The organism is Corallococcus exercitus (genome assembly GCF_003611585.1).
Classification (GTDB): Bacteria; Myxococcota; Myxococcia; order Myxococcales; family Myxococcaceae; genus Corallococcus; species Corallococcus exercitus.
This window is the reverse complement of sequence record NZ_RAVW01000144.1, coordinates 1-21,130: the sequence shown is the minus strand read 5'-3', so window position 1 is coordinate 21,130 and position 21,130 is coordinate 1. Positions and strand designations below refer to the sequence as shown.

Annotated in this window: 17 protein-coding genes; 6 read left to right on the top strand and 11 right to left on the bottom strand. The window is 70.9% G+C overall.

All coding sequences use genetic code 11. The annotated features are described in order from the left end of the window. A partial coding sequence (locus D7W79_RS19165) for a hypothetical protein (protein WP_208729770.1) occupies positions 1–1,354 on the top strand: 1,354 nt, incomplete at its 5' end. A gap of 2 nt (positions 1,355–1,356) precedes the next feature. Here D7W79_RS19165 and D7W79_RS19160 read toward each other — a convergent pair. The 3 genes from D7W79_RS19160 to D7W79_RS19150 all read right to left on the bottom strand — a co-directional run bounded on the left by D7W79_RS19160 (position 1,357) and on the right by D7W79_RS19150 (position 6,338). Next, on the bottom strand, positions 1,357–2,502 hold the full coding sequence (locus D7W79_RS19160; RefSeq protein WP_120526829.1) for an acyl-CoA dehydrogenase family protein: 1,146 nt from the start codon (positions 2,500–2,502) through the stop codon (positions 1,357–1,359). A 50-nt stretch (positions 2,503–2,552) separates the two neighbouring features. Beyond that, complete coding sequence (locus D7W79_RS19155) at positions 2,553–5,399, bottom strand: carboxypeptidase regulatory-like domain-containing protein (RefSeq protein WP_120526828.1); 2,847 nt, start codon at positions 5,397–5,399, stop codon at positions 2,553–2,555. Positions 5,400–5,495: 96 nt separating this feature from the next. Beyond that, a complete protein-coding gene (locus tag D7W79_RS19150) occupies positions 5,496–6,338 on the bottom strand; it encodes a hypothetical protein (protein WP_120526827.1) in 843 nt (280 codons plus the stop codon). A 326-nt stretch (positions 6,339–6,664) separates the two neighbouring features. On the opposite strand from D7W79_RS19150, the gene D7W79_RS19145 reads away from it, so the two are divergent. Beyond that, on the top strand, positions 6,665–8,788 hold the full coding sequence (locus D7W79_RS19145) for an ATP-binding domain-containing protein (protein WP_120526826.1): 2,124 nt from the start codon (positions 6,665–6,667) through the stop codon (positions 8,786–8,788). Between the two features lie 11 nt (positions 8,789–8,799). Here D7W79_RS19145 and D7W79_RS45780 read toward each other — a convergent pair whose 3' ends face one another. Continuing rightward, positions 8,800–9,477 carry a hypothetical protein gene (locus D7W79_RS45780; RefSeq protein WP_120526831.1) on the bottom strand — a complete coding sequence of 226 codons (678 nt, stop codon included), beginning with the start codon at positions 9,475–9,477 and terminating at the stop codon, positions 8,800–8,802. 281 nt (positions 9,478–9,758) lie between these two features. Between D7W79_RS45780 and D7W79_RS19135 the strand changes: the two genes are divergently transcribed. Next, positions 9,759–11,063 carry a pectin acetylesterase-family hydrolase gene (locus tag D7W79_RS19135; protein ID WP_120526825.1) on the top strand — a complete coding sequence of 435 codons (1,305 nt, stop codon included), beginning with the start codon at positions 9,759–9,761 and terminating at the stop codon, positions 11,061–11,063. 97 nt (positions 11,064–11,160) lie between these two features. On the opposite strand, the gene D7W79_RS19130 is transcribed toward D7W79_RS19135, so the two are convergent. The 4 genes from D7W79_RS19130 to D7W79_RS19115 all read right to left on the bottom strand — a co-directional run bounded on the left by D7W79_RS19130 (position 11,161) and on the right by D7W79_RS19115 (position 15,934). Further along, complete coding sequence (locus D7W79_RS19130) at positions 11,161–12,543, bottom strand: DUF1552 domain-containing protein (protein WP_120526824.1); 1,383 nt, start codon at positions 12,541–12,543, stop codon at positions 11,161–11,163. Between the two features lie 11 nt (positions 12,544–12,554). Beyond that, the gene (locus D7W79_RS19125; RefSeq protein ID WP_244221847.1) at positions 12,555–14,177 is read right to left on the bottom strand and encodes a DUF1592 domain-containing protein; all 1,623 of its coding nucleotides are present in this window, start codon (positions 14,175–14,177) and stop codon (positions 12,555–12,557) included. A gap of 197 nt (positions 14,178–14,374) precedes the next feature. Continuing rightward, positions 14,375–14,785: an SET domain-containing protein gene (locus D7W79_RS19120; protein WP_120526822.1), complete on the bottom strand. Its 411-nt coding sequence runs from the start codon at positions 14,783–14,785 to the stop codon at positions 14,375–14,377. Between the two features lie 114 nt (positions 14,786–14,899). Continuing rightward, positions 14,900–15,934 carry a lysylphosphatidylglycerol synthase transmembrane domain-containing protein gene (locus D7W79_RS19115; RefSeq protein WP_120526821.1) on the bottom strand — a complete coding sequence of 345 codons (1,035 nt, stop codon included), beginning with the start codon at positions 15,932–15,934 and terminating at the stop codon, positions 14,900–14,902. 154 nt (positions 15,935–16,088) lie between these two features. Here D7W79_RS19115 and D7W79_RS19110 point away from each other — a divergent pair, with 154 nt between their 5' ends. Both D7W79_RS19110 and D7W79_RS19105 read left to right on the top strand, forming a co-directional pair. After that, the gene (locus tag D7W79_RS19110; RefSeq protein ID WP_120526820.1) at positions 16,089–16,457 is read left to right on the top strand and encodes a Spx/MgsR family RNA polymerase-binding regulatory protein; all 369 of its coding nucleotides are present in this window, start codon (positions 16,089–16,091) and stop codon (positions 16,455–16,457) included. Between the two features lie 107 nt (positions 16,458–16,564). Continuing rightward, positions 16,565–17,422 carry a GspE/PulE/PilB domain-containing protein gene (locus D7W79_RS19105; protein WP_120526819.1) on the top strand — a complete coding sequence of 286 codons (858 nt, stop codon included), beginning with the start codon at positions 16,565–16,567 and terminating at the stop codon, positions 17,420–17,422. Between the two features lie 13 nt (positions 17,423–17,435). Here the strand turns inward: D7W79_RS19105 and D7W79_RS19100 are convergent, their stop codons facing one another. Then, positions 17,436–18,329, bottom strand: a complete 894-nt coding sequence (locus D7W79_RS19100) for an SGNH/GDSL hydrolase family protein (RefSeq protein ID WP_158617002.1) — start codon at positions 18,327–18,329, stop codon at positions 17,436–17,438. Positions 18,330–18,430: 101 nt separating this feature from the next. After that, on the bottom strand, positions 18,431–19,213 hold the full coding sequence (locus tag D7W79_RS19095) for an alpha/beta fold hydrolase (RefSeq protein ID WP_120526818.1): 783 nt from the start codon (positions 19,211–19,213) through the stop codon (positions 18,431–18,433). 242 nt (positions 19,214–19,455) lie between these two features. On the opposite strand from D7W79_RS19095, the gene D7W79_RS19090 reads away from it, so the two are divergent. After that, positions 19,456–19,821, top strand: a complete 366-nt coding sequence (locus tag D7W79_RS19090; protein ID WP_147441975.1) for a hypothetical protein — start codon at positions 19,456–19,458, stop codon at positions 19,819–19,821. Positions 19,822–19,842: 21 nt separating this feature from the next. Here the strand turns inward: D7W79_RS19090 and D7W79_RS19085 are convergent. Further along, the coding region (locus D7W79_RS19085) for a DEAD/DEAH box helicase (RefSeq protein WP_120526816.1) at positions 19,843–21,130 on the bottom strand (1,288 nt) is incomplete at its 5' end.

Below are 21,130 nucleotides of genomic sequence, written 5' to 3'. Positions count from 1 at the left end.
AGATTTGTATAAGAGACAGGGGGGCACCGTGCAGCCGCAGGGGGCGGCGGAGCAGCTGCTGCAGAGCGCTCGCGACAACGTGCCTGGCTTCAGCTGGCTGGAGTCCAAGGTGGACGGGGCGCTCAAGGTGCTCGGGGGCGGGGCCGACGTATCGGGCTCCAAAGCGGACCTCGAGTCCATGAAGCCGGGCGACAAGTACTCCACGTCCGGTGGCTTCGACGGTGGCTTCAAGGAGGGCCGCCTCCAGACGCGCGCGCAGATCGAGGTCAGCTGCGAGGAGGGCATGCGGACCGATGAGAAGGGCAACCGGGTGCCGGGGCCCAACTACCGGCTGACCATGGACTCGGAGATCCTGGGCGGCGTGGGCTTCGACAACGGGAAGATCGACGCCAAGCTGCTGGTGGGCGGCGGCGGCAAGGCCGAGTTCAAGTTCGAGACGCCCGAGGAGGTGGTCCGGGCCAATCGCATCATGGACCGCCTGAAGACAGGCATGCAGTGCAACATCGCGGGCGCGGCGGACATGCCTCCGCCGGAGGACCTCGCGTGGCTGCGCGGAAAGGTGGCCGCCGTGGAGCTCCGGGGCACGGGCGCCGCCCAGGTGGCCGCGGAGTTCCCCGTCCCGGCGGGACCGTTGGCGAACAGCGGCGACGTGAACGGCAAGCTCCGCTCGGACCGCACGGTCCGCATCGAGTTCCCCGAAGGCAAGCCGCCGGAGGTCGTCATCAAGGACACCGCCCAGGTGGAGGTGGGCGGCGGCCTGGGCCGGAAGCTGGAGGCGAAGAAGACCCTCGTCGGGCCGGACGCGATGAAGGTCCCGCTGGAGGGCGGCGTGAAGGTGGGCGGCACGCTCAAGGGCAGCGGCAAGCTGGAGATCGAGACGCGCTACCCCCTGCCCTCCGGAGTGAGCGTGGATGACGTCATGAAGGATCCGAAGGGCACGCTCGGTCCCGCGATGAAGGAGATGGCGGCGAACCAGACGAGCAAGGTCACGCTGGCGGTGGAGGGGAACGCCCTGGTCCAGGGCAACGGAAAGGGCACGTCCTACGAGGTCAGCATCGAGGCCAACCCCAGCACGCTCGCGAAGAACGGCACCTTCGACAAGCTCCTGGAGGGCGACGTGCCGGGAGCGTTCAAGACCGCCGGCAAGGACGCGACCGTGGAGTACAAGTCGACGACCTACACGCAGAAGGGCGTCTCCATGTCCCCCGGCTTCAAGGTCGGCCCCGTCAAGGTGGGCTGGGAGCTGGAGGTGGCCAGGCGCACCGTCGACGGCACCCCGACGGCGTGGAAGGGCAACGGCGCGGACGCGGCCCAGTGGATGGAAGACACCTTCCGCCAGAAGGCCGCCGCCTGAGGCTACAGCGCCATCGTCCCGGCGATGATCTCCTTCATCACCTCGGACGTGCCGCCGCCAATGGTGAGCATGCGCACGTCGCGCCAGGCCCGCGCGACGTGTGACTCCTCCACGTAGCCCATGCCGCCGTAGAACTGCTGGCAGTCATAGGCCACGCGCTGGGCCAGGTCCGTGGTGAGCAGCTTCGCCATGGCGATCTCCTTCACCGGCTTCTGCTTGCGTTTGCGATTGAAGAGCTGCACCGCCTGATAGGTGAGCTGCCTCGCCGCCTCCACGCGGGTGGCGTGGTCCACGAAGGTGTGGCGCCACACCTGGAAGTCCAGCAGCCGCTTTCCAAACGCCTGACGTTCGCGGCCGTAGCGGATGGCCTCACGCAGGAGGTCGTCCATCACCGCCACCGTGTAGAGCGCCGTCACCAGGCGCTCCGCGTGGAAGCTGTTCATGATGTGGAAGAAGCCGTCGTTCTCCCGGCCCAGCACGTAGCGGGCGGGGATGCGGCAGTCCTCGAAGTAGAGGATGGCCATGTCCGACGAGCGGTGCCCCACCTTCTGGAGCTTCTTCGACACCGCGAAGCCCTTCACGTCCGTGGGCAGCGTCACCAGCGAGATGCCCGGCGCGCCCTCCCCTCCCGTGCGCACCGCCAGCACCAGGAAGTCCGCGCGGGCGCCGTTGGAGATCCACGTCTTGGCGCCCTGGATGACGTAGTCGTCGCCGTCCCTGCGCGCGGTGGTGCGCAGCCGCGCCAGGTCCGAGCCCGCGTCCGGTTCGCTCATCGCCAGCGCCGCGATGCGCTCGCCGGTGAGCGCGGGGGCGAGGAACTCGCGCTTCTGCTCGTCGGTGCCCAGCTCGTTGATGACCGGCGTGGCCATCTGCCCCTGCACCAGGAGCGACATCGCCACGCCGCCGTTGCGCGCCCTCGCCAGCTCCTCCGCGAAGGCGGCCACGTACCAGTAATCCAGCCCGCTGCCGCCGTAGGCCGGATCATGGCTGATGCCGAAGAAGCCCAGCTCGCCGCAGCGGCGGAAGACGTCGCGAGGGAACTCGCCGGCCTGGTCCCACTCCAGCGCGTGCGGGGCCAGCTCCTTCTCGACGAACTGACGCACGGTGCGGCGGAACGCCTCGTGCTCCGGGGTGAAGCGCTCATCCATGGGGCCGGATGCTGTCAGGGCCGGCCCCGCGCTTTCAAGCCGCGCGGCCCTCAGCGTGCGCGGATGAACGTGAGGGACAGCGGCTGGCCGCCCCGGTGGAGCGCGAGCACGGCGGGGCTGCCCGGAGCGCCCAGCTCGCGCCGCCGCGCCTCGCCCGTGTCCAGCACCACCGCCCCGTCGATGGAGCGCACCACGTCCCCCACCTGGAGGCCCGCGACGTCCGCGCCCTCGGCGATGCCGCTGATGATGACGTCCCGCCCCGTCATTCCGAAGCTCAGGCCCAGCCGGCCCGGCTCCACGCGCTGGAGGCCCAGGCGCCAGTCTCCCAGGGCCTGCGTCTTCCCGGCGGCGAGCGTCACCTTCCGGTCCACCAGCTCCCGCCCCCGGCTCCACGCGGTGAGCCGGTGCGGGCCCGGGGCCAGGTCCTTCAGCTCGAAGCGGCCGTCCGCGCCCGTCGTGGGGGACGCGATGCCGTCCGCGTCCACGTACGCGCCGGAGATGGGCTCGCCCGTGCGCGCATCCACCAGCCGTCCGGACACGCCGCCGCCCGCGTCCACCACCACCTCCACGGCGGCCTCCGCGCCCGACGCGAGCGTCACGTCCACCTTGCCCGCGCGCCCGTCCGGGAGCGTGGCCGTGACGGTGACGAGAGTGGGGAAGACGTCGTCCACCTGGAAGGCGTCCCCGGAAAACTGGCGCTCCACGCGGGAGAGGAAGTCGTCCTCGCCGCGCGCCGCGGTGACGGTCAGCGTGAAGCCTCGCACCTCGCGGCCTCCCGCGGAGCGTACGGTGCCCTTCAGCCGGGCGGCGGGCTTCAGCTGGAGCGTGAGCTCCTTTTGCGACGCGGACACGCGCGCGGCCTCGCCCTGCCGTCCGCCGTTCGTGGACCAGACGCGCCACGCGTCCGCCCCCAGGCCGTCCAGCGCCAGCACCGCCTGGCCGGACGCGTCCGTCAGCTCCTCCGCCTGGATGTCCGTGTGGCCCGCCTCCGTGGCCATCACCGTCGCGTGGACGCCTGGCGCGCCGTTGGGCTCCAGCACCGTCACGCGGAGCGGCTTCTTCGGCTCGCCCACCACCAGGTCCACGTGGCGCCGGCCGCCCGCTTCCAGCTCCACCACCTGCTGCTGGTCGCCGTTCTGGAAGCGCAGCTCGGACAGCCACGCACTCAGCTGGTAGCGCCCCGCGCCCACGCGCATCGACCACGTTCCATCCGGTTTCGCGGGCACGTCGACGGATTCGAAGGCCGGCGCGTCCACCCGGTGCGCGGAGACTGTCACCGCCCCCGACGGTCGCCCTCCGTCCTCCTTGCGCACGGTGCCCTCCAGCACGCCCTCGCCCACGAGCGTCAGCCGCGCTGTCGCCGTCTTCCCAGCCTCCACGCGCACGGGCTGGCGCACGGCGTCCTCGCTGTTCGCGCGGCGCGCCGTGACGTACACGGTGCCCTCCGGCACGTCCTCCAACGTGAAGCGCCCCTGCGCGTCTGTCATTGAAGGCAGCGCGTCCGGCAAGGGCCGCCACTTGAGCTGCGCGACCACCGACACGCCGGGAAGCGGCTTCTCCGCGCCATCCACCACCGTGCCCTCGATGCGTCCCGGCGCCGCCAGCTCCAGCACCAGTTCGAAACGCTGCCCCGCGAGCACGCCCAGCCCCCGGCGCATGAGCGGCTGGAAGCCCGGAGCGCTCACCTGCACGTCGTAGGCCCCCGGCGCGAGTCCGCCCACCTCGAAGCGCCCGTCCTCCGCCGAGCGGGCCTGGAGCAGCTCCGCCCGGTCGCCATGCGCACGCACGCCCACCGTGGCCCCCGCGATGGCCTCCCCCGAGTCCTTGCGCCGCACCACGCCCATGAGGGACGCCGCGCCGCCGAGGCGGAGCCGCACGTCCTTCACCGTCATGCCCGGCCCCACGACGACCGCGCCCCCGGCCGCGCCCGTCTCCTCTCCGTGACGGGCCGTCACCTGGAACGACCCTGGCGGCACGTCCAGCGAGAAGCTGCCCGTGTCCCCGGCCTCCACCTCCACCGCGCCGTCCTCGCCCCAGGCGCTCACGCGCGCGCCCGGCGCGGGCGTTCCATCCGCGCGTGTGACGAAGCCCTCGATGAACGCGGAGCCGTCCAGCTCCACGCGCACGTCCGTCCCCGGGACGTGCACGCGCGCGACGCGGCGGGGTGCGTGGCCCGGGGCCCGCGCCTCCAGTTGGTACTCACCGCGCGCCAGCCCGTGGAAGCCGAACGCGCCCCGCGCGTCGCTGAGCGCCTCGTGCCGCGCCTCGTCCGGCACCGACGCCCCCGTCTGGAGGAACACGGGGAGCGCGTCCTCGAAGCCGGTGTGCGGCGTGAGCGTCAGCTCCGCCATCGGCACCGGCGCACCGCCCACGCGCTCCACCGTCAGGCCCGTCAATGACACGCCGGGCTCCAACAGGAGCCGGACCGTGGACCGCGCTTCTCCATTCGGCCGCATCACCTCCGCGCGCGCCAATGCCAGACCCTCCGCACGCGCGGTGACGAGATAGGGCCCGGGACGCGCGGGCAGCACGAGCGCTCCCGTGGCGTCCGTCCGGCCCTGCCCCGCCACGCGCCACGAAGGCAGCCGCGAGCCGGGGGACGCCGGTCCCCGCAGGTACAGCGTCACCTCCGCGCCCGCGAGCGGCCCCGCCGCCGTGACGGTCTCCACGCGCAGCGCACCTTCCGCGTCCCGCATGGGCTGTTCCACGGGGGCGGTCGCCCTGCCTCCGTCCTGCCGCGGGGCCCGCGCCATTCCCGACGTGGGAGGCACGGGGTGGTGCGTCACGGTCACGTCGCGCGCCTCCGCGACGGGTCCAGAGGCGCGCAGCCAGACGAAGAGCCCGGCCAGCAGGAGCGCCAGCCCGGCCACGACAACGAACACCTTGCGAGACGACATTCACCCTCCGGGGGAGGTGGGGAGCCGCGCCCCCAGACACCTCACCCGGTCCCCAGGTTCCAGGGAACGTCCCGATTCTTCCTGCGCCCGCCAGCGCTACATGGGGAGCACGGCGAAGCGGATGCCCAGGGTGAACAGCGCGTGGAAGCCGTTATCCACGGGCGCGAGCCCCTGGTCGCGGCTGCCCACGCCGGTGATGTCCAGCGTCTGCGTCCCGGTGCGCACCGTGTACTGCCCGACGGACGCGGTGATGATGGGCCCCACCGACAGGGCGCGCGTCACACGCACGTCGCCGCCCAGCGTGAGGCGCGCGATGGTGGGCCCCCGGTCCGTGACGTGCGTGTCCACGTGCGTGGGGAGGAACACGCCCGGCGCGACCTGCACCTGGGTGTCGCCCTCCACGTGGCTCTTGAGGATCTCCAGGCCCACGCCCAGGCCAATCCACGGATCAAAGCCCGAGCCCGGCCGGAGGTGGTAGCGGAGCTCCGGCCCGACGCGCCACTGGTAGGTGGCGCAGTCGAAGCCCTCCGGGCATGAGATGTCATTCGTCTTGGTTAGCACCGGCTCCCAGCTGCCCCACACGCCCAGGTAGAACCGGGGCGTCACCCGGAAGCCCAGCTCCGCGATGATGGGGAAGGAGACCTTCGCGGAGTCGGTGATCTTCAAATCCTCCACCGTGCCCGACGGGCTCTGGCCGTTCGTGTAGACGTAGCCCAGGCCAAAGCCCACGTTGCCGCTCACCGCGAACTCCACCCCCGTGGGCCCCTCGGGCCGCATCGCCTCCGACAGCTCCTGCTGGGTCGTCTTCGTCGTCGTGGTGGTGGTCGTCGTCTCCGACTCCGTCTGGGGCTCCGGCTCCTGCGCCCCCGCCGACGTGGCGATTCCCAGCGCGGCGGCGAGCGACAGCATCCAGCGGAACGGCGCGTTCTTCGAAGTCATCCGGTGCATCCTCCGTGTTCGGAATGAATGCGGACGGAAGCAAGCCGCGAGTGCGGTTAGAAGCCACCCGCCCCCGGCGCGCGCGGCCATTCGACAGACAGCCCCCCTCAGCGACCAGTCGCGGACACCGACCCCACCCCACGGGGAGGCAACCTGGCGGGATGGATGGGAAGCGCGCGTGCGGGAGGACCCTGGACGCCGGACGGACGCCTCGACCGCGATCCTCACATTAGCAAGACGGCCCGAAAAACCAACGGGTTGACCCGGCGTGGGCCAGCGTTCACCTTGCACGGCCACGAACGCCCACGGGCGGAAAGGAAGACATCATGGCCGGCCAGGAGCTGTCGCCCGAGGCGCTCGCGCTCATCGCCGAGGAAGAGGCCCTGCTGTCCCGCGTGCAGCAGGCGCTGTCGGAGGCGCGCCGTCAGGCCGCGGAGCGCACGCTGGACACCCAGGGACTGATGGCCCAGCTTCAAGTCCTGCGCGACGACGCCACCACGGCGCACGCCGCGGACCTGCCGCACGTCTTCACCCAGATGAACGAGGTGCGCTCCATGCTGGAGCGGCAGGAGACCGTGCCGCTGCCGGACGCGAACGCGCCCTACTTCGCGCACCTGCGCCTGTCCGGCCCCACGGGCGCGCGCGACTACCTGCTCGGCCGCACCAGCTTCGCCAACCTCGCCGCCGGCGTGCGCGTCATCGACTGGCGCTTCGCCCCCGTCGCGCGCGTCTTCTACAACTACGAGGAGGGCGACGCGTTCGAGGAGTACTTCGGAGACCGGCTCTCCGAGGGCGAGGTGGAGGCGCGCCGGCTGGTCATCATCGAGAAGGGCGTCCTCACCCGCATCAGCACCGGCCCGCACCTGCTCCAGCGCGACGCCCAGGGCCGCTGGCATGCGCGCGGACGCGACGCGGCCTCCGTGCTCGCGGGCGGCAGCGGCACCGCCGCGCGGCCGGGCTTCCTGGGCGTGGGCCGGGGCACCACGCACGTCGAGGACGCCTTCGGCGTGACGGCGCTCCTGGACGCGGAGCAGTACGCGGCCGTCAGCACCGGCCCGGAGCAGCCGCTGCTGGTGCTGGGCAGCGCGGGCAGCGGCAAGACGACGGTGGCGCTGCACCGGCTGGCCAAGGTCATCTTCGACGACGCGAAGACCTATCCGCAGGCGCGCACCAAGGTCGTCGTCCCGGAAGCAGGCCTGGCCCGGCTCACGCGCCGGCTGCTGGAGCCGCTGGGCCTGGGCAAGGTGTCCGTGGAGACGCTGGAGGCGTGGTCGCTGGCCACCGCCCGCTCCACCTTCAACCTGCCCGGCATCAAGCTCTCACCGGAGACGCCCGCGCTCGTCTCGCGCTTCAAGCGCCACCCCGCCCTGCGCCGCGCGCTGGCCGGCCGCGTGCCGGTGTTCAAGGGCAAGCCCCTGCCCCCCACGCTGGACCGGCTGCGCATCAAGCTGGCGGACGCGTTCCTGGACCGCGCCTTCCTGGAGGCCGTGGTGGCGGACGCGAAGGGCGAACTGCCGCGCACCGTGGTGGCGGAGGTGCTGGAGCACACGAAGCAGCAGACCGCCACGCCGCTGGCGCGCCAGTACAAGGGCTACGACGCGGACAGCCTCATCACCGTGGACGGACGCGCGATTGAAGCGGACACGCCCGACGCGCTCGCGGGCACGGTGGACGCGGACGACCTGCCCATCCTCATGTTCCTCAAGGCGCAGCGGGGCGCGCTGGGCGCGGAGCGGCTGGCGCACGTGGTGCTGGACGAGGCGGAGGACTTCTCCCTCTTCGAGCTCTTCGTCGTCAGCCAGCTGCTCGGCGACAGCCGCAGCTGCACGCTCGCGGGGGACGAGGTGCAGCAGACGACGGCGGGCTTCGCCGGCTGGGACGCCGCCCTGGAAGAGCTGGGCATCCCCGACGCCGCCACCTGCCGGCTCCAGGTGTCCTACCGCTGCCCGCGCCCGGTGGTGGAACTGGCGCAGCACGTGCTGGGCACGCAGTCCCCGGCCAACGCCGCCAGGGCCGGCCGCGAGGGAGCGCCCGTGGGCTTCCACCACTTCCCCGACGAGGCCCAGGCGTGGCTGTTCCTGGGGGACGCGCTGCGAGACCTGGTGCTGCGCGAGCCGCACGCGTCGGTGGGCGTCATCGCCAGCAGCCGCGAGGCCGCCCAGTCCTTCCACCGCGTCATCCGGGAGATGCCCTGGGCGCGGCTGGTGCTGGAGGGCGACTTCTCCTTCGAGCCCGGCGTGGACGTGACGGACGTGGACAACGTGAAGGGGCTGGAGTTCGACTACGTCGTCCTGCCGGACGTCACCGCGCGCGCCTACCCCGCGGACGACGAGGCCCGCCGCAGGCTGCACGTCGCCGTCACCCGCTCCTCCCACCAGCTGTGGGTGGCCTCCTCCGCCGTGCGCTCCCCGCTCATCCGCACCTTCCCCGGCGCGGACGGCTCAGCGTAAAGCCTGACGGCTCAGGGCTGACGGCCGCCGCCCGTGCGCCACTCGCGCTGCCGCTGGGCGTGGGCCTCCCGGCGCGCCAGCGCGTCCGACTCCTGGCGGGGAAGCTCCGCCAGCCGCGTGCGGTGCATGTTCACGCTCAACTCCAAGAGGCCCCGGTGCTCCGAGGGCAGCTTGTCGCCGTAGTCCTGCAGCACCGTGGTGGCGAAGGCGATGGCGTCCTCGGACACCTGGCGGCGGTGCTCGTAGTACTGGTGCACCTCTTCTTCCGAGGCCTCGTTGGCCTGCACCTTGCCGTAGAGCGCGTTCCACTTCGTCTTCACCGCCTCGCGGCGGCGCAGCTCCTCCGGGTCCTTCGTGGGCACGTCATTCTCCCAGTACAGGTTGCCCGGCAGCTTCGCGCGCAGCGCCTCCAGGTCCACCGGGTAGGGGCCGGGCTCCTCCTCCGGCGCCGCCTGCACCTGGGCCGTCGCCGCGCCCACCAGGTCCAGCCCCCCGTCCTTCGCGCGGGGCACCGCGGGCGTGGACGCGAACACCGGCGGCGGCGACGCGGGGGTCTGGGCCGCCGGGGGCGCCACGGCCGGAGGGCCGTCCTCCGGAGCCTGGCCGCCAAAGACAAGCCACGCCCCCACCGCCAGGACCAGGACTCCCGCCGTGCCCAGGGGCAGCTTCCATCGCGCGTGCGTGCTCATGCCCATGGCCATACCGCGCGGCCCGCGCCCGCCGCAACCCGTGTCACCCCCTCCCATCAACGCACCGCGCAATTGATACATTTAAAACATGGCATGACGCGTCAATTCTCAATCCCTGGCTGACGCGAGGCAGCACTCCAGTCCTCCCAGATGGAATGCTGCGCCCGACCTGGAATTCACTATTTTCACCGGTAGCGAAGTTTCCCTGCTTCCGGCTGATAAACAAAACCGTATCATCCGCGGCTGCAACCCCATTCACTCCCCCTCTTGGAGGAAGCCGCATGAGAAGTCTTCTCTGGATGAGCCTTCTGGCCCTCACTGCCCCCGTGGGCGCCGCGCGCGCCGAAGTGCTGGTGGAAGGCATCGTCGACGTCCTGGTGGACGGCGGAAACAACTACGCCTGGGAGAAGGTGACACTGCCCGGCACGAAGTGTGGCAACGGTTCGCAATACAAGTTCTTCGTGCACCGCACGGGTTCGCCCAACCTGCTGTTCATGATGGAAGGTGGCGGCGCGTGCTGGGACTACGATTCCTGTAGCGGCCGCCTGGGCATCCTGGGCGCGGCGAACCCCAACGGCATCTCCGACGACTACATGACGCAGTTCACGGCCAAGTACGTGTCCCCCATCGTCAACGGGGCGGACCCGGGCCTGCCCTTCCGCGACCGCAAGGACATCGTCACGAAGGGCTGGAACATCGTCTACATGCCGTACTGCACGGGCGACGTGCACATCGGCAACAACGCCAAGACGTACGTGGACACCACCGGCGGCCAGGCGCCGCTGACCTGGTACCACAACGGTTACGCCAACACGATTGCCGCGGCGAACTACGCCAAGCAGCAGTTCCCCAGCGTGCAGAAGCTGCTCGTCACGGGCTACAGCGCGGGCGGCACGTCCACCTCCGCCGGCTACTACTTCATCCGCAAGGCCATCAACCCGGCCAAGGGATACATGATCAACGACTCCGGCCCCATCTTCATGGCGCCGAACGCGAACTCCCTGTCGCGCCCGCTGCACGACAAGATCCGCTCGTCGTGGAACCTGGACTCCGTGTTCAGCCTGCTGCCGGCCAGCTTCAGCATCAGCGACATGGGCACCATCAACCGCATGGTGGCCACGGAGTTCCCGAATGATCAGCTCGCGTACACGGGCTACACGATGGACTACAACTACTCGCGCTACTCGTATGAGCGCTTCAAGACGCCCAACGATGAGGCGTCCATCCACGCGTACTGGAAGACGGACCAGGACGCGTTCGTGAACGAGCTGAAGAAGTACAACAACTTCAGCTACTTCATCCCGCACCAGCGCGACATCAACGCCAGCCACTGCAGCACCATCATCACCTTCGTGGGCGCGCACGCCTGCCAGCGCATGGAGAAGAAGTACTGGTACGAGTACATCGACAGCCCCTGGCAGTCCTGGGCCTGCCACAGCGAGTTCGTCCCCATGGACGTCTTCCTGGACCGCTTCATCAACGGCAACCAGCGCGTGCGCATCTACGAGCCGGCCAACAACTACAACAAGGAAGACGCGGGCATGAGCATCCTCGCGCCCCTCATCAACGGCGCGCTCGGCGGGTAGTCCCCACCGCGTCGTCGCTGAAATGAAAACGGGAGCGGGCCCCAGGGGTCCGCTCCCGTTGTCTTTTCCAGGGCCCGCGAGAGGGCGCCCTACCGGCTCAGGTGAGGCCGGGCAGCGTGCCCGTGTAGTCCGGGTGGCCGAAGCGGTCCACGTTCACGCCGAAGGCCTGGGCAATGGAGGTGAGCAGCTTGTTGTGCTCCACCGCGCCCGGCAGCGGGCTTCCCGGGCCGGGCCACGAGCCCAGCGGGTCCTTGCCGGGGCGCAGGGACAGCATGCGGCCCATGCGGAACTTCCCGCCCGCGCCGCCCGCCAGCACCGTGGGAATGGACACGTTCATGTGGCCGGCGGCGTCACCCAGCTCGTTCCCCCAGAGGATGAGGGTGTTGTCGAGCACCGTGCCGCTGCCCTCCGGGATGGCCTTCAGGCTGTCCATGAGGCGCGCCACCTGCTCGGAGTACCACCGCTGCACCTGCACCATGCGCAGGCGGATTTCGGTGCGCGCCGGCTCGGACTGGGTGTCCGTGCGGTGGGCGATGTCGTTGTGGATGTCCTCGTCGATGCCAATCCACGGCATGGACGGCCCGGGGATGGTCATGGTCACCACGCGCGTCAAATCACACGCGAACGCACGGGCGATGAGGTCCATGTGCAGCTCGGTGAGGCCGGGCATGTTGTTGATGTCGCCCAGGTCGCTCAGCGCCTCGGAGGGCGCATCCGGCCGGGCGCAGTTGAGCGCCCCGGTGTTGGTGAGCCGCCGCTCGATGTCGCGCAGCGCCGCCAGGTGCGTGTCCAGCTTGGTGCCCTCCGTGGCCGCCAGCCGGGACTTCAGCCGGGTGGCGTCCTTGATGAGGTAGTCCAGCAGGCTCTTGCGCTTGGACAGGATGGCCTGCGCCTCCGCGGGAGAGCCGCCCAGGCTGCCGAAGAGGCGCTTGTAGACGTTGGCGGGGTTCAGCTCGAACGGCACGCGCGAGCCGTTCTCCGTGAAGGAGATGCTGTTGTAGACGTGCTGGGCGCCGAACTGCTCGAAGGCGTGCAGCTGCAGCGAGCGGAACTGGGTGACGCCGCCCACCGCGTTGCCAATCACCTGGTCCAGGGACGGGCCGGACGGCAGCTCGTCACCACTGGACACCTCCACCTCGCTGCCGGTGAGGAAGGTGACGGGGCCGCCCTCGTGGCCGGTGCGGCCGTGCTCGTAGAGGACGCGGTAGTCCAGGCCGTCCAGCACCAGCAGCTTGTCGCGGTGGCGCTGGAGCGGCTGGAGAACGGAGTTCTCGAAGTCGATGTCGAAGTTCGTGTCGCTGCCCCGGGGCCGCCAGTACTCCGGCAGGAAGCCGTGGGGGGTGAACAGGGCAATGAAGCGCAGGGGCGCGGCGTCGGCCGCTTCAGCCACGGAGCTGGTGAGCAGGTGCGCGAAGGGCGCCGCCATGGCCGTGCCGGACAGGAGCTTCAGGATGCTGCGTCGGGAGAAGTCGCGGGACATGGAGGTCGGGCTCAACGGGTGGGCAGACGCCGCTGGGTGAAGGAAGCCGAGCGCACCAGGCTGACCAGCGCTTCGGTGATTTTCAGGTGGTCCGTGCGGTAGGGGCCCGAACGCATGGCGGCGAGCAACTCCGCGTCCGAGGCGTGCTGATCACGCCCCATGGCGTAGCGCACGAACTGGAGCGGCACGCAGTTGGCCAGCTCCTCGCTCTTCGTCAGGTAGCGCGCCAGCTGCGCGCCGCCGTTGAAGCTGCCCAGGTTGGTGGTGCCGTCCGCGGCCATCACCGCGCCGCTGGAGTCCACCGTCTTGCCGCTCTCCTCCGTGCGGTGCTGGCCCAGGCCGTCGAAGTCCTCCATGCCGAAGCCCATGGGGTCGATGATCTTGTGGCAGCCGGCGCAGTTCGGGTTGTTGGTGTGCGCCGCGAAGCGCTCGCGGGTGGTGGCGTTCTCCGACAGGGCCGGGGGAATGGTGGACACGTTGGCCGGCGGCGCGGGCACCGTGCGGCACAGCATGCGCGTGAGCACGAACTTGCCGCGCTTGATGGGCGAGGACGAGTCGAAGTGGGCGTACGTGGACATCGTGCCCGCCTGCGTGAGGATGCCCAGGCGCTCCGGGGGCAGCGTCACGCGGCCCAGGCCGGTGTCGTCGTCCACGTTGGTGCGCTCCAGGCCGCCGTAGAAGTTCGCCAGCGTCTCGTCCACGAAGGAGTAGTTGGCGCCCAGCAGCTCCTCCACGGAGCCCGAGTGGTCCTTCACGATGGAGTCGATGAACGCGTCGCGCTCGCGGACCATGGAGTCGCGGAAGTCCACGCTGTATTCCGGGTACACGAGGTTGTTCTTGTTCACCTTGGCCAGGCCGCCCAGCCCCAGCCACTCGATGAAGAACTGGCGCAGCTTCAGCTGCGCGGCCGGCGTCTTGAGCAGCCGGCGCGCCTGCGCTTCGCGCTCGTCGGGGGACGACAGCGTGCCGGCCTTGGCGGCGGAGAGCAGCGTGGCGTCCGGCGGACCGCCGGTGATCATGAAGGACAGCTCGGAGGCGACCTCGTAGGAGGTCAGCTCCACGACCTGGCCCTTGCGCGCGGTGTCCGGGCCCAGCTCCGTGCGGTACAGGAACGACGCGGAGGAGAAGAGCGCCTGGAGCACCAGCTCCGCGCCCGTCTCCATGGTCCCGCCCTGCTTGCCCTGGTTGAAGAGGGCCAGCAGGTCCGTCTCCTCCTCCGCCGTCACCGGCCGGCGGAAGGCGCGCTCACCCACGCGCTGGATGAAGGACCGCGCGCAGTCATCCTGCGTCTTGCCGGAGGGGCACGCGTAGAGGTCACTCAGCTGCGACTTGCCCTGCTCCGCCAGCGTCACCGCGGCGGTGTCGATCTGATCCGCCAGGAGCGACGTCACCTGGAGCCGCTCGTGGGTGGAGAAGCCGAGGATGGTGTCCTCGGCCGCGAAGCCCTGGGCGACGTCGACGGGCGTGCCCAGCACCGCGGAGGCGGACTTGTTGTACTCGTCGCGCGTCAGCCGGCGCACGCGCGCGGGTGCCGCCGCGCTTTCAGGTGCCGCGTCCTGCCCACCGATGTTGCCGGTGCAGGCGGAGGCGGAGAGCACGAGAGCGGAGGACAGGTAGAAACGACGCAATGGCATGATGTCTGGCATTCCTCGCACCCGCGCGGCCTGACAGACGACCGGCGCACAGGCGGACTGCATTGTACTGGTTGCCCCCCACGCGGACACGGGGGATTTCATTTCCCGGCATTTCACACTTCCCCGAGGAAGAAGCCGTCCTCACGGAGCAGGAAGTGCGAACGCACCTGTCAGGTGCGCACACGGTGCGAAGCGACTCAGGGCGGGACTTCCTCACCCCGCGCCTTCCACCAGTTCTCCCCGTAGCTGATGAAGATCTGCTCCCCGGGATGGATGTCCCTCAGTGCGTGATAACGGAACACATCGCGGTCCTCGGCGCGGCTGTAGGACGCGTTGGGGGCGCTCGCGTGGTTGTAGATCATCCCGTAGCCCATCACGAGCGCGACCCAGTCACCCTTGCGAGGCTCTTCGTGGCGGTGCCAACGGATTTCGAAGACGTAGTCGTCGAGCGGTTCGCCCCGGCACTGCCGCTGCGGGACCTTGAGGTAGTGGCACTCCTCGATGAGCTCTCCCGCCGCGATGAACGCGTCGGTGAAGACGCCCATCCCCCACTCGCACGGCCGCACCTTCACGCCGGGGTGGAGGAACAGCGCCGGGCCCAGGTTCATGGGTGCTTCTTCTCCGATACCGGTGTCGTCCACGCGAAGCGAACCATCGCGCAAGACGGGCGGCCACGGGAAGCGGCGGTGAGGCGATACGGCCTTCCCCGACTTCCGGTGCTGTCAGCCTGCCTGCCCTCCGGGCGCGGGGCGGCGGAAGGTGTGGCGCAGCAGGTACAGGCCGGGGAGCAGGGGCAGCCACAGGGTGAAGCCGCGCAGGAGCATGGTGCCCGCGAGCGCGGCCTCCACCGGGACGCCGAAGAGGTTGAGCATGCCCACGGACGCGGCCTCGTAGGTGCCCACGCCGCCGGGGATGATGGACACCGTCTCCGCCATGGAGGCCACCATGAAGCTGACGAACACGGTGCTCATGGGGACTTCCATCCCCAACGCGCGGAGCATGGCGCCCAGGGTGGCCGCGTCCAGCACGTACACCCCCAATTGCAGGACGACGCCGCGCGCGAGCAGGCCGGGGTTGAGCAGCATGCCGGGCGGCACCTCCGCGATGGCCTTGAGCATGGCCCCCAGCGCCGGGATGCGCCGGGCGAAGCGGCCCGGCTTCCACTCGCGATGCCGCGTGGCCCAGAGGATGGCCATGGGGATGATGAGCGCCACCACGCCGAAGCCGGTGACGAGCCATTGGATCCAGTCGTTCAGCTCGGACTTTCGCCAGAGGAAGAAGAGGCTCACGCCCACGCCCAGCGCCTGCGCGATGTAGAAGCACAGCACCGTGAGCAGCACCGCGCCCGCGGAGGTGCCGGGGCTCGCGCCCGCGCGGCGCAGCCCGCGTCCGACGAGCAGCGACCCGCCCACGCCGCCGGTCGGAATCACCTGGTCGAACGCGAGCTTCATCAGCGACAGCCGCGACAGCGACCAGAGCGACGTCTTGATTCGCGCCCGGTGCAGGACCATCCACCAGATGCCGGACACGCACAGGTAGGTGCCCACCTGGCATGCGGCGGCCACCAGCAGCCACGCGGGCCGGGCCTGCCGCAGGAGCTCCAGGAACTGCTTCTCCTCCGTGTGCCTCGAGAAGATGAACGCCAGGAGCGCGATGAGCATCACCAGCCCGGGAATCCACCAACCCCGCCGGCGCTTCGCTGGCACCTCCAGCGGCTCCTCCAGCGTGGGGATGGGTTCGGCGCGCGTGCCCTCCATGCGTCTCCTTCCGGGGAATGGGATGGCTTCGGAAAGGATGCGCTTCATCGCCCCATGAGGCAGGTTCCGGAGCACGCCGGCCCGCCTGCCCTCCAGCCGGGAAGGCGGGCTCATGGCTGCCTGTTCGCGGAGGCGGTCTGGTAGAAGCCCGCGCATGTCCGACGACATCCTCGTGCTGGCGTACGCCGGCTGTGACACTTGCAGGAAGGCGCTGAAGTGGCTGGAGGCGCGGGGCGTCTCCCACCGGGTGCGCCCCATCGTGGACCAGCCGCCCACGGTGGCGGAGCTGCGCCAGTGGATTCCCAGGAGCGGCGTGTCCGTGCGCAAGTGGCTCAACACCAGCGGCCAGAGCTACCGCGCGCTCGGGAAGGAGAAGGTCGATGCTGCCTCCGACGCGGAGCTGGTGGAGTGGCTCGCGAAGGATGGGAAGCTGGTGAAGCGGCCCGTGCTCGTCACGAAGGAGGCCGTCACCGTGGGCTTCAAGCCGGAGGCCTACGAGGCGCTGTTTCCCGCGCGCGGGTAGCGGAAGCGTCCCTCCCCTTCCCCTTCACGCCGCTTGAGGGCAGGCGGGCGGACGGGCCCCCGGCCGACCGTCGTCGTGTGCGGGGCGGGTTGCCACGTTGAGTGGGCATGGAAATCGGATCCAGACGCCCGCTGGGGGAGATCCTCCTGGAGCTGGGAGTGCTCGACAAAGGCCAGCTCCGGTTGGGGCTCGTGCACCACCACGAGGTCCATGTCCCCCTGGGCCGCGCCCTGGTGAGCGAGGGCGTGTGCACGGAGGCGGACGTGCTGCGCGGGCTGGCCGTGCAGTTCGACGTGGACGCCGTGGACCTGGACCGGCACCCGCTCGACCGTTCCCTGACCGCGCTGGTGCCCGCGCGCATCGCCCGGCAGTACGGCGTCGTGCCGCTCGGGCTGGAGACGCGTGAGGACCGCGAGGTGCTCCACCTGGCCGTACCCGCCCCGCTGTCGCTGGACGCGGTGGATGACGTGCGCGCCGTGTCCGGCAAGGCGCGCGTGGAGCCGCACCTGGCCTCCGACGGCGCCCTGTCCCGCGCACTCAGCGCCCTCTACGGCATCCGCGAGACGGAAGGCCCCGCGCCGGAGCAGCCCCGTCCGGCCGTGCCCAGCCCGCCGCTGATGCTCTACGGGTGGCCACCCGTCACCGCGGTGCTCATCTCCCGCACGCTGGCGCGCAACGGCATCACGTCCCGCGTCGCCACGCCGCTGGAGGTGCTGCACACGCGTGAGAACGATGTGGTGCTCGCCCCCCTCCAGGCCATGGAGGGGCTGCTCGCGGGCGAGGTCCACATCGAGGGCGCGCTCATCGTGCACGGGACGTCGGACGACGAGGGCTTCGACCGGGCGCGGAAGCTGGAGGCGCGTGGCTTCCTGGCCAACCCGCGCGACGAGGAGCTGCTGCTGCGCGCCGTGCGCAGGCTCCGTCCGGACGCGGGCAGCGAGGACTCCTGGCCGCGCCACTCCTGAAGCGCGCGGGAGGCTACGGGGCAGTCGGAGGGGCGGACGGAGCCGCCGGAGCCGGGGCCTGCATCGCCGTCTTCACCGGCGGGGCGGCGGGGCGCGTGGTGTGCTGCTCCGCGGGCTCCGGGGCCTCCAGGCCCAGCGCGCCCAGCACCTGCGGGTACACCTTGTTCGCGAAGTAGCGCCCGCCGGCCACGGTGAAGTGGACGCCGTCCGTCATGCGCAGGCGCATGGGCTTGCGGAAGCCCTCCACGCGGGCCTGGTTCAGCGCCTTGCCGCGCGCGTCGGTGAAGAAGGGCCGCGTCTCCAGGTGCACGGCGTCCTCGCGTCCGGCGATGACCTCGCGCTGCAGGTCGCGGATCAGCGTGAGCTTCTGCTCGAAGCGGTGGCGGCTGGTGGCGGGCAGCTCCAGCCAGACAATCTTGCGGCCCGGCGCGGAGATGGCGGTCACGAAGTCCGTCAGCCGCTGGCGGTACTCGCCCTGCCAGTCCGGCTTGCCCCAGGCGACGGTGGGACGGCCCTGCCGCGTGTGCAGGGCCTGCCCGTCGTTGCCGCCCAGGATGACCACCACGACGTCCGGCTGGTGCTGCTGCACCTCCTGCTGGCCGACCTCCAGCCAGTCGAAGAAGTCCGGACGCGCGAGGCCCGTGGACGACTTCGCGCGGCGCTCGCAGCGGATCCGTGGGTGCGCGGCGAGCTGGTTCTGGAGGTACTCGCCGAAGCCCGTGGCGATGAGGCTGTCGCCCAGGAGCAGCACGGTGCGGCGGGGCGCGGGCGCCGGGGCGGCGGCCTGGGCCGGAGCGGTGGGCAGCACGGGCGAGGCGTTCAGCCCGGGAGCGGATTCCGCGGCGGCCTGGGCCGCGGTGGACAGGAACGCCAGGAAGAGGAGCGCGCGAAGAGGACGGGTCGACATCGGCGGAGGCGAAACTACTTCCCACGCCCGCGTCCGTACACCCCCCCGCCGGGCGGGTGGATCCGTTGTCCCCCGAGTGGCTGTCAAGGCCACGTGCGGCGTCAGGCCGCGGAGCCCACGTCCGATGCCGCCAGCGCCGCGAGCCCCGCGGGCGCGAGCGCCTGGAGCCATGGCGTGAGCAGCCGCGCGCACTCTTCCGGGTGCGAGAAATAGGGCACGTGTCCCGCGCCGCGCAGCAGGTGCCGGGGCGTGCCTTCCGGCAGCGACGCGGCCAGCCGCTCCAGCGACGACGGCGGCACCAGCACGTCGCGGTCGCCCTGGATGCACAGACACGACACCTTCAGCGGCCGCAGCTCCGGCGGCGGCGGTTCCGTGTGGATGGCGAACGCGCGCCGCAGCGTCGTCACGCGCTCCAGCATCGTGGTGGGCACCACGTCCGCCACCTGGGTGGAGGGCACCGGCCGCCATGCCGCCAGCGATGCCGCGACGCGGCCAGGACGCCCCAGCACCGCGATGGGTCCCATCATCGCGATGAGCCGTCCACGCGGCCCCACATGCGCGGTGCGTGTGAACGCCCCCAGGAACGCGACGCCGCGCGTCGCACCGCCCGCGGCCAGGTGCGCCGCCACCATGCCGCCAAAGGAGCTGGCCACCACCGCGTCCGTGGGCCCCGCGACGCGCAACACCTGCTCCGCCAGGGCCCGAGCGCCGCACGCCGCATGCTCGCCCTCCGGGTACTCGACCAGGACGGGACGCGCCACGTCCGTCAGCCGCAGGGCGAGCTCGCGAAAGCCTGATCCACGCGCTCCCAGTCCCGGCAATAGGAGGACGCGAGGTCCCTCGTCATTCCCTCCGATGTCCGTCAGCTCCACTGTGCGGCGCATGTCCCCTGCTTTCCTTGAAGCGCGGCAAAGAACAACGCCGGCCCCCTGGGTCTGCCCGCGCCCACCGGGTGGCCCGCACGACCCATGGGCAGGAGGAAATGCCCCCGGTGCCTCGCCTGCCAGTACAGGGAGTGATACATGATTCATCCCACCACCCTTTTCCACCGACACGCTTTGTTGTGTCCGGAAGCCAAGGATTTTCGCGTCCAGCGTTCTGACAGCGTGGGGGCGAAGGGTTAAGAATGGTCACTGTGAATCTGCATGCCTTCGGGGAGTTCGTTCGCAAGCATCGTCCGGCCCTGGAGGTTCGGGCCGCGAAGCTTTGCGCTGGGAGCGCGGTCGACTCCACGGAGCTGGTGGGAGAGACGCTGGAGCGGGCCCTGTCCGTGTTCGAGCGGCTCCAGGACCAGGACACCGCGTCCGTGACGCAGTGGTTGGATGGCGCCATGAGCCGCTGCTTCGCGCGGATGGGCGGCCAGCTGCCGGATTCGCGCGCCGCGGCGCCGGATCTCCAGCAGACGTTCGACCTGCTGCGCGCGCGCTTCCGTGAGGTGTACGGGCAGCCGGCGTTCGGCAAGAGCGCGGGCGCCACCGGCTGGCGGATGTAACAAGTCCCCGGGTGCCCGGTTTCAGGGCGCCGGTGGGCGGTGGCCGGACAGCGTCTCCACGTAGGACGCGGCCACCCGCAGGAAGCGGCCCCCACGCACGCCGGTGAGGTACTGGCGCTTCATCGCGCGGGTGGCCCCCACGTAGAACATCGCGCGGCGGATGCGCTCGTTCTCGCGGTCGTTGCGCTGGCGGGCTCCGGCCATCCACGCCTCGATGGAGTCCAGGGCCTCCAGTCCCGCGAAGAAGACGACGGGGCACTCGTGGCCCTTGCAGGAGAACACCGTGGTGGCGCGCACGTGATCCACGCCGCTCACCCGGAAGTCCGCCACGTCCCGGCCGCCCTTGCCGCCGTAGGCCTCCGCGGGCACGCCCGCCTTCTGGAGCGCGTCCGTGAACGACGCGGGCATCACCGGCGCCACCACGAGGATGTCCCCCGGGTGGACGCCCTCCTCGCGCACCAGCCGGGCAATCTCCTTGGCCACCCAGCGCGCCTCGCTGGTGCTGGAGGCGAAGTCCTTCACCTGGGGCAGCACGCCGCCGCGCTCGGTGGACTGCACGCGGTAGAGGCCCTCCAGCGTCTCCTCCGGCAGCCACAGGAGCCGCTCGCGGGCCAGCTCCCCGGCCTTCATGTATTCGCGCATGCCGGGGTCGGTGACGCGGTGCTGGCGCAGCGGGTCCAGCACCACGTTGAAGGCCACGTCGAGGATGTCGCGCGTGGCGCGGAAGGTCTCCTTGAGCACGCGGGTGCGGCCGCGGAAGGACAGCCCTTCGGGGAGCTGCTCCTTCAGGTGGTCGATGGGCACCTGGCCGTAGACGTTCTGCGAGTCGTCCATGAACAGCTGGAAGCAGCGCGACTCGCGGCCCTCCGCGTCCACGCGGGGGCGCACCAGCGCGTGCAGGGACGCCAGGCCCCTGGCGTCCATGTCCTGCGCCTCGTCGACGAAGACGGCGTCGAAGGTGTGGGGCTCCAGGCGGCGGAGCGCGCCCACGTGCTTCACCGTCACCTGGGCGCGGAGCGGCCGCACCTGATCCGGGCCCGCGCGCACGTGGAGCGCCTCCAGGAGCAGCTTGTCCACGAGCGGCGCGAGCGACCGGTTGTAGAAGGACACCAGCACCCGGGCGCGCGGGTTCTCCAGCAGGTAGCGCGCGGCCCAGTGCGCCAGGACGTAGGTCTTCCCGCTGCCGGCCACGCCGCGCACCAGGTGGTGGCCGTCGTCGAAGCGGCGCTCGAAGAGGGACACCTGCTCCTGGGTGAAGAGGGGCGCGGTGTCCTTGCCGCCCGCGATCTCCCCGCCCAGGCCCATGGGC

Bases quoted from the DNA above. Each gene is read 5' to 3' on its own strand.
- D7W79_RS19120 (WP_120526822.1), bottom strand. From the start codon at position 14,785: ATGAACCTGGGCCCGGCGCTGTTCCTCCACCCCGGCGTGAAGGTGCGG.
- D7W79_RS19160 (WP_120526829.1), bottom strand. From the start codon at position 2,502: ATGGATGAGCGCTTCACCCCGGAGCACGAGGCGTTCCGCCGCACCGTG.
- D7W79_RS19155 (WP_120526828.1), bottom strand. From the start codon at position 5,399: ATGTCGTCTCGCAAGGTGTTCGTTGTCGTGGCCGGGCTGGCGCTCCTG.
- D7W79_RS19125 (WP_244221847.1), bottom strand. From the start codon at position 14,177: ATGCCATTGCGTCGTTTCTACCTGTCCTCCGCTCTCGTGCTCTCCGCC.
- D7W79_RS19110 (WP_120526820.1), top strand. From the start codon at position 16,089: ATGTCCGACGACATCCTCGTGCTGGCGTACGCCGGCTGTGACACTTGC.
- D7W79_RS19090 (WP_147441975.1), top strand. From the start codon at position 19,456: ATGGTCACTGTGAATCTGCATGCCTTCGGGGAGTTCGTTCGCAAGCAT.
- D7W79_RS19115 (WP_120526821.1), bottom strand. From the start codon at position 15,934: ATGGAGGGCACGCGCGCCGAACCCATCCCCACGCTGGAGGAGCCGCTG.
- D7W79_RS19105 (WP_120526819.1), top strand. From the start codon at position 16,565: ATGGAAATCGGATCCAGACGCCCGCTGGGGGAGATCCTCCTGGAGCTG.
- D7W79_RS19100 (WP_158617002.1), bottom strand. From the start codon at position 18,329: ATGTCGACCCGTCCTCTTCGCGCGCTCCTCTTCCTGGCGTTCCTGTCC.
- D7W79_RS45780 (WP_120526831.1), bottom strand. From the start codon at position 9,477: ATGAGCACGCACGCGCGATGGAAGCTGCCCCTGGGCACGGCGGGAGTC.
- D7W79_RS19130 (WP_120526824.1), bottom strand. From the start codon at position 12,543: ATGTCCCGCGACTTCTCCCGACGCAGCATCCTGAAGCTCCTGTCCGGC.
- D7W79_RS19095 (WP_120526818.1), bottom strand. From the start codon at position 19,213: ATGCGCCGCACAGTGGAGCTGACGGACATCGGAGGGAATGACGAGGGA.
- D7W79_RS19150 (WP_120526827.1), bottom strand. From the start codon at position 6,338: ATGACTTCGAAGAACGCGCCGTTCCGCTGGATGCTGTCGCTCGCCGCC.
- D7W79_RS19135 (WP_120526825.1), top strand. From the start codon at position 9,759: ATGAGAAGTCTTCTCTGGATGAGCCTTCTGGCCCTCACTGCCCCCGTG.
- D7W79_RS19145 (WP_120526826.1), top strand. From the start codon at position 6,665: ATGGCCGGCCAGGAGCTGTCGCCCGAGGCGCTCGCGCTCATCGCCGAG.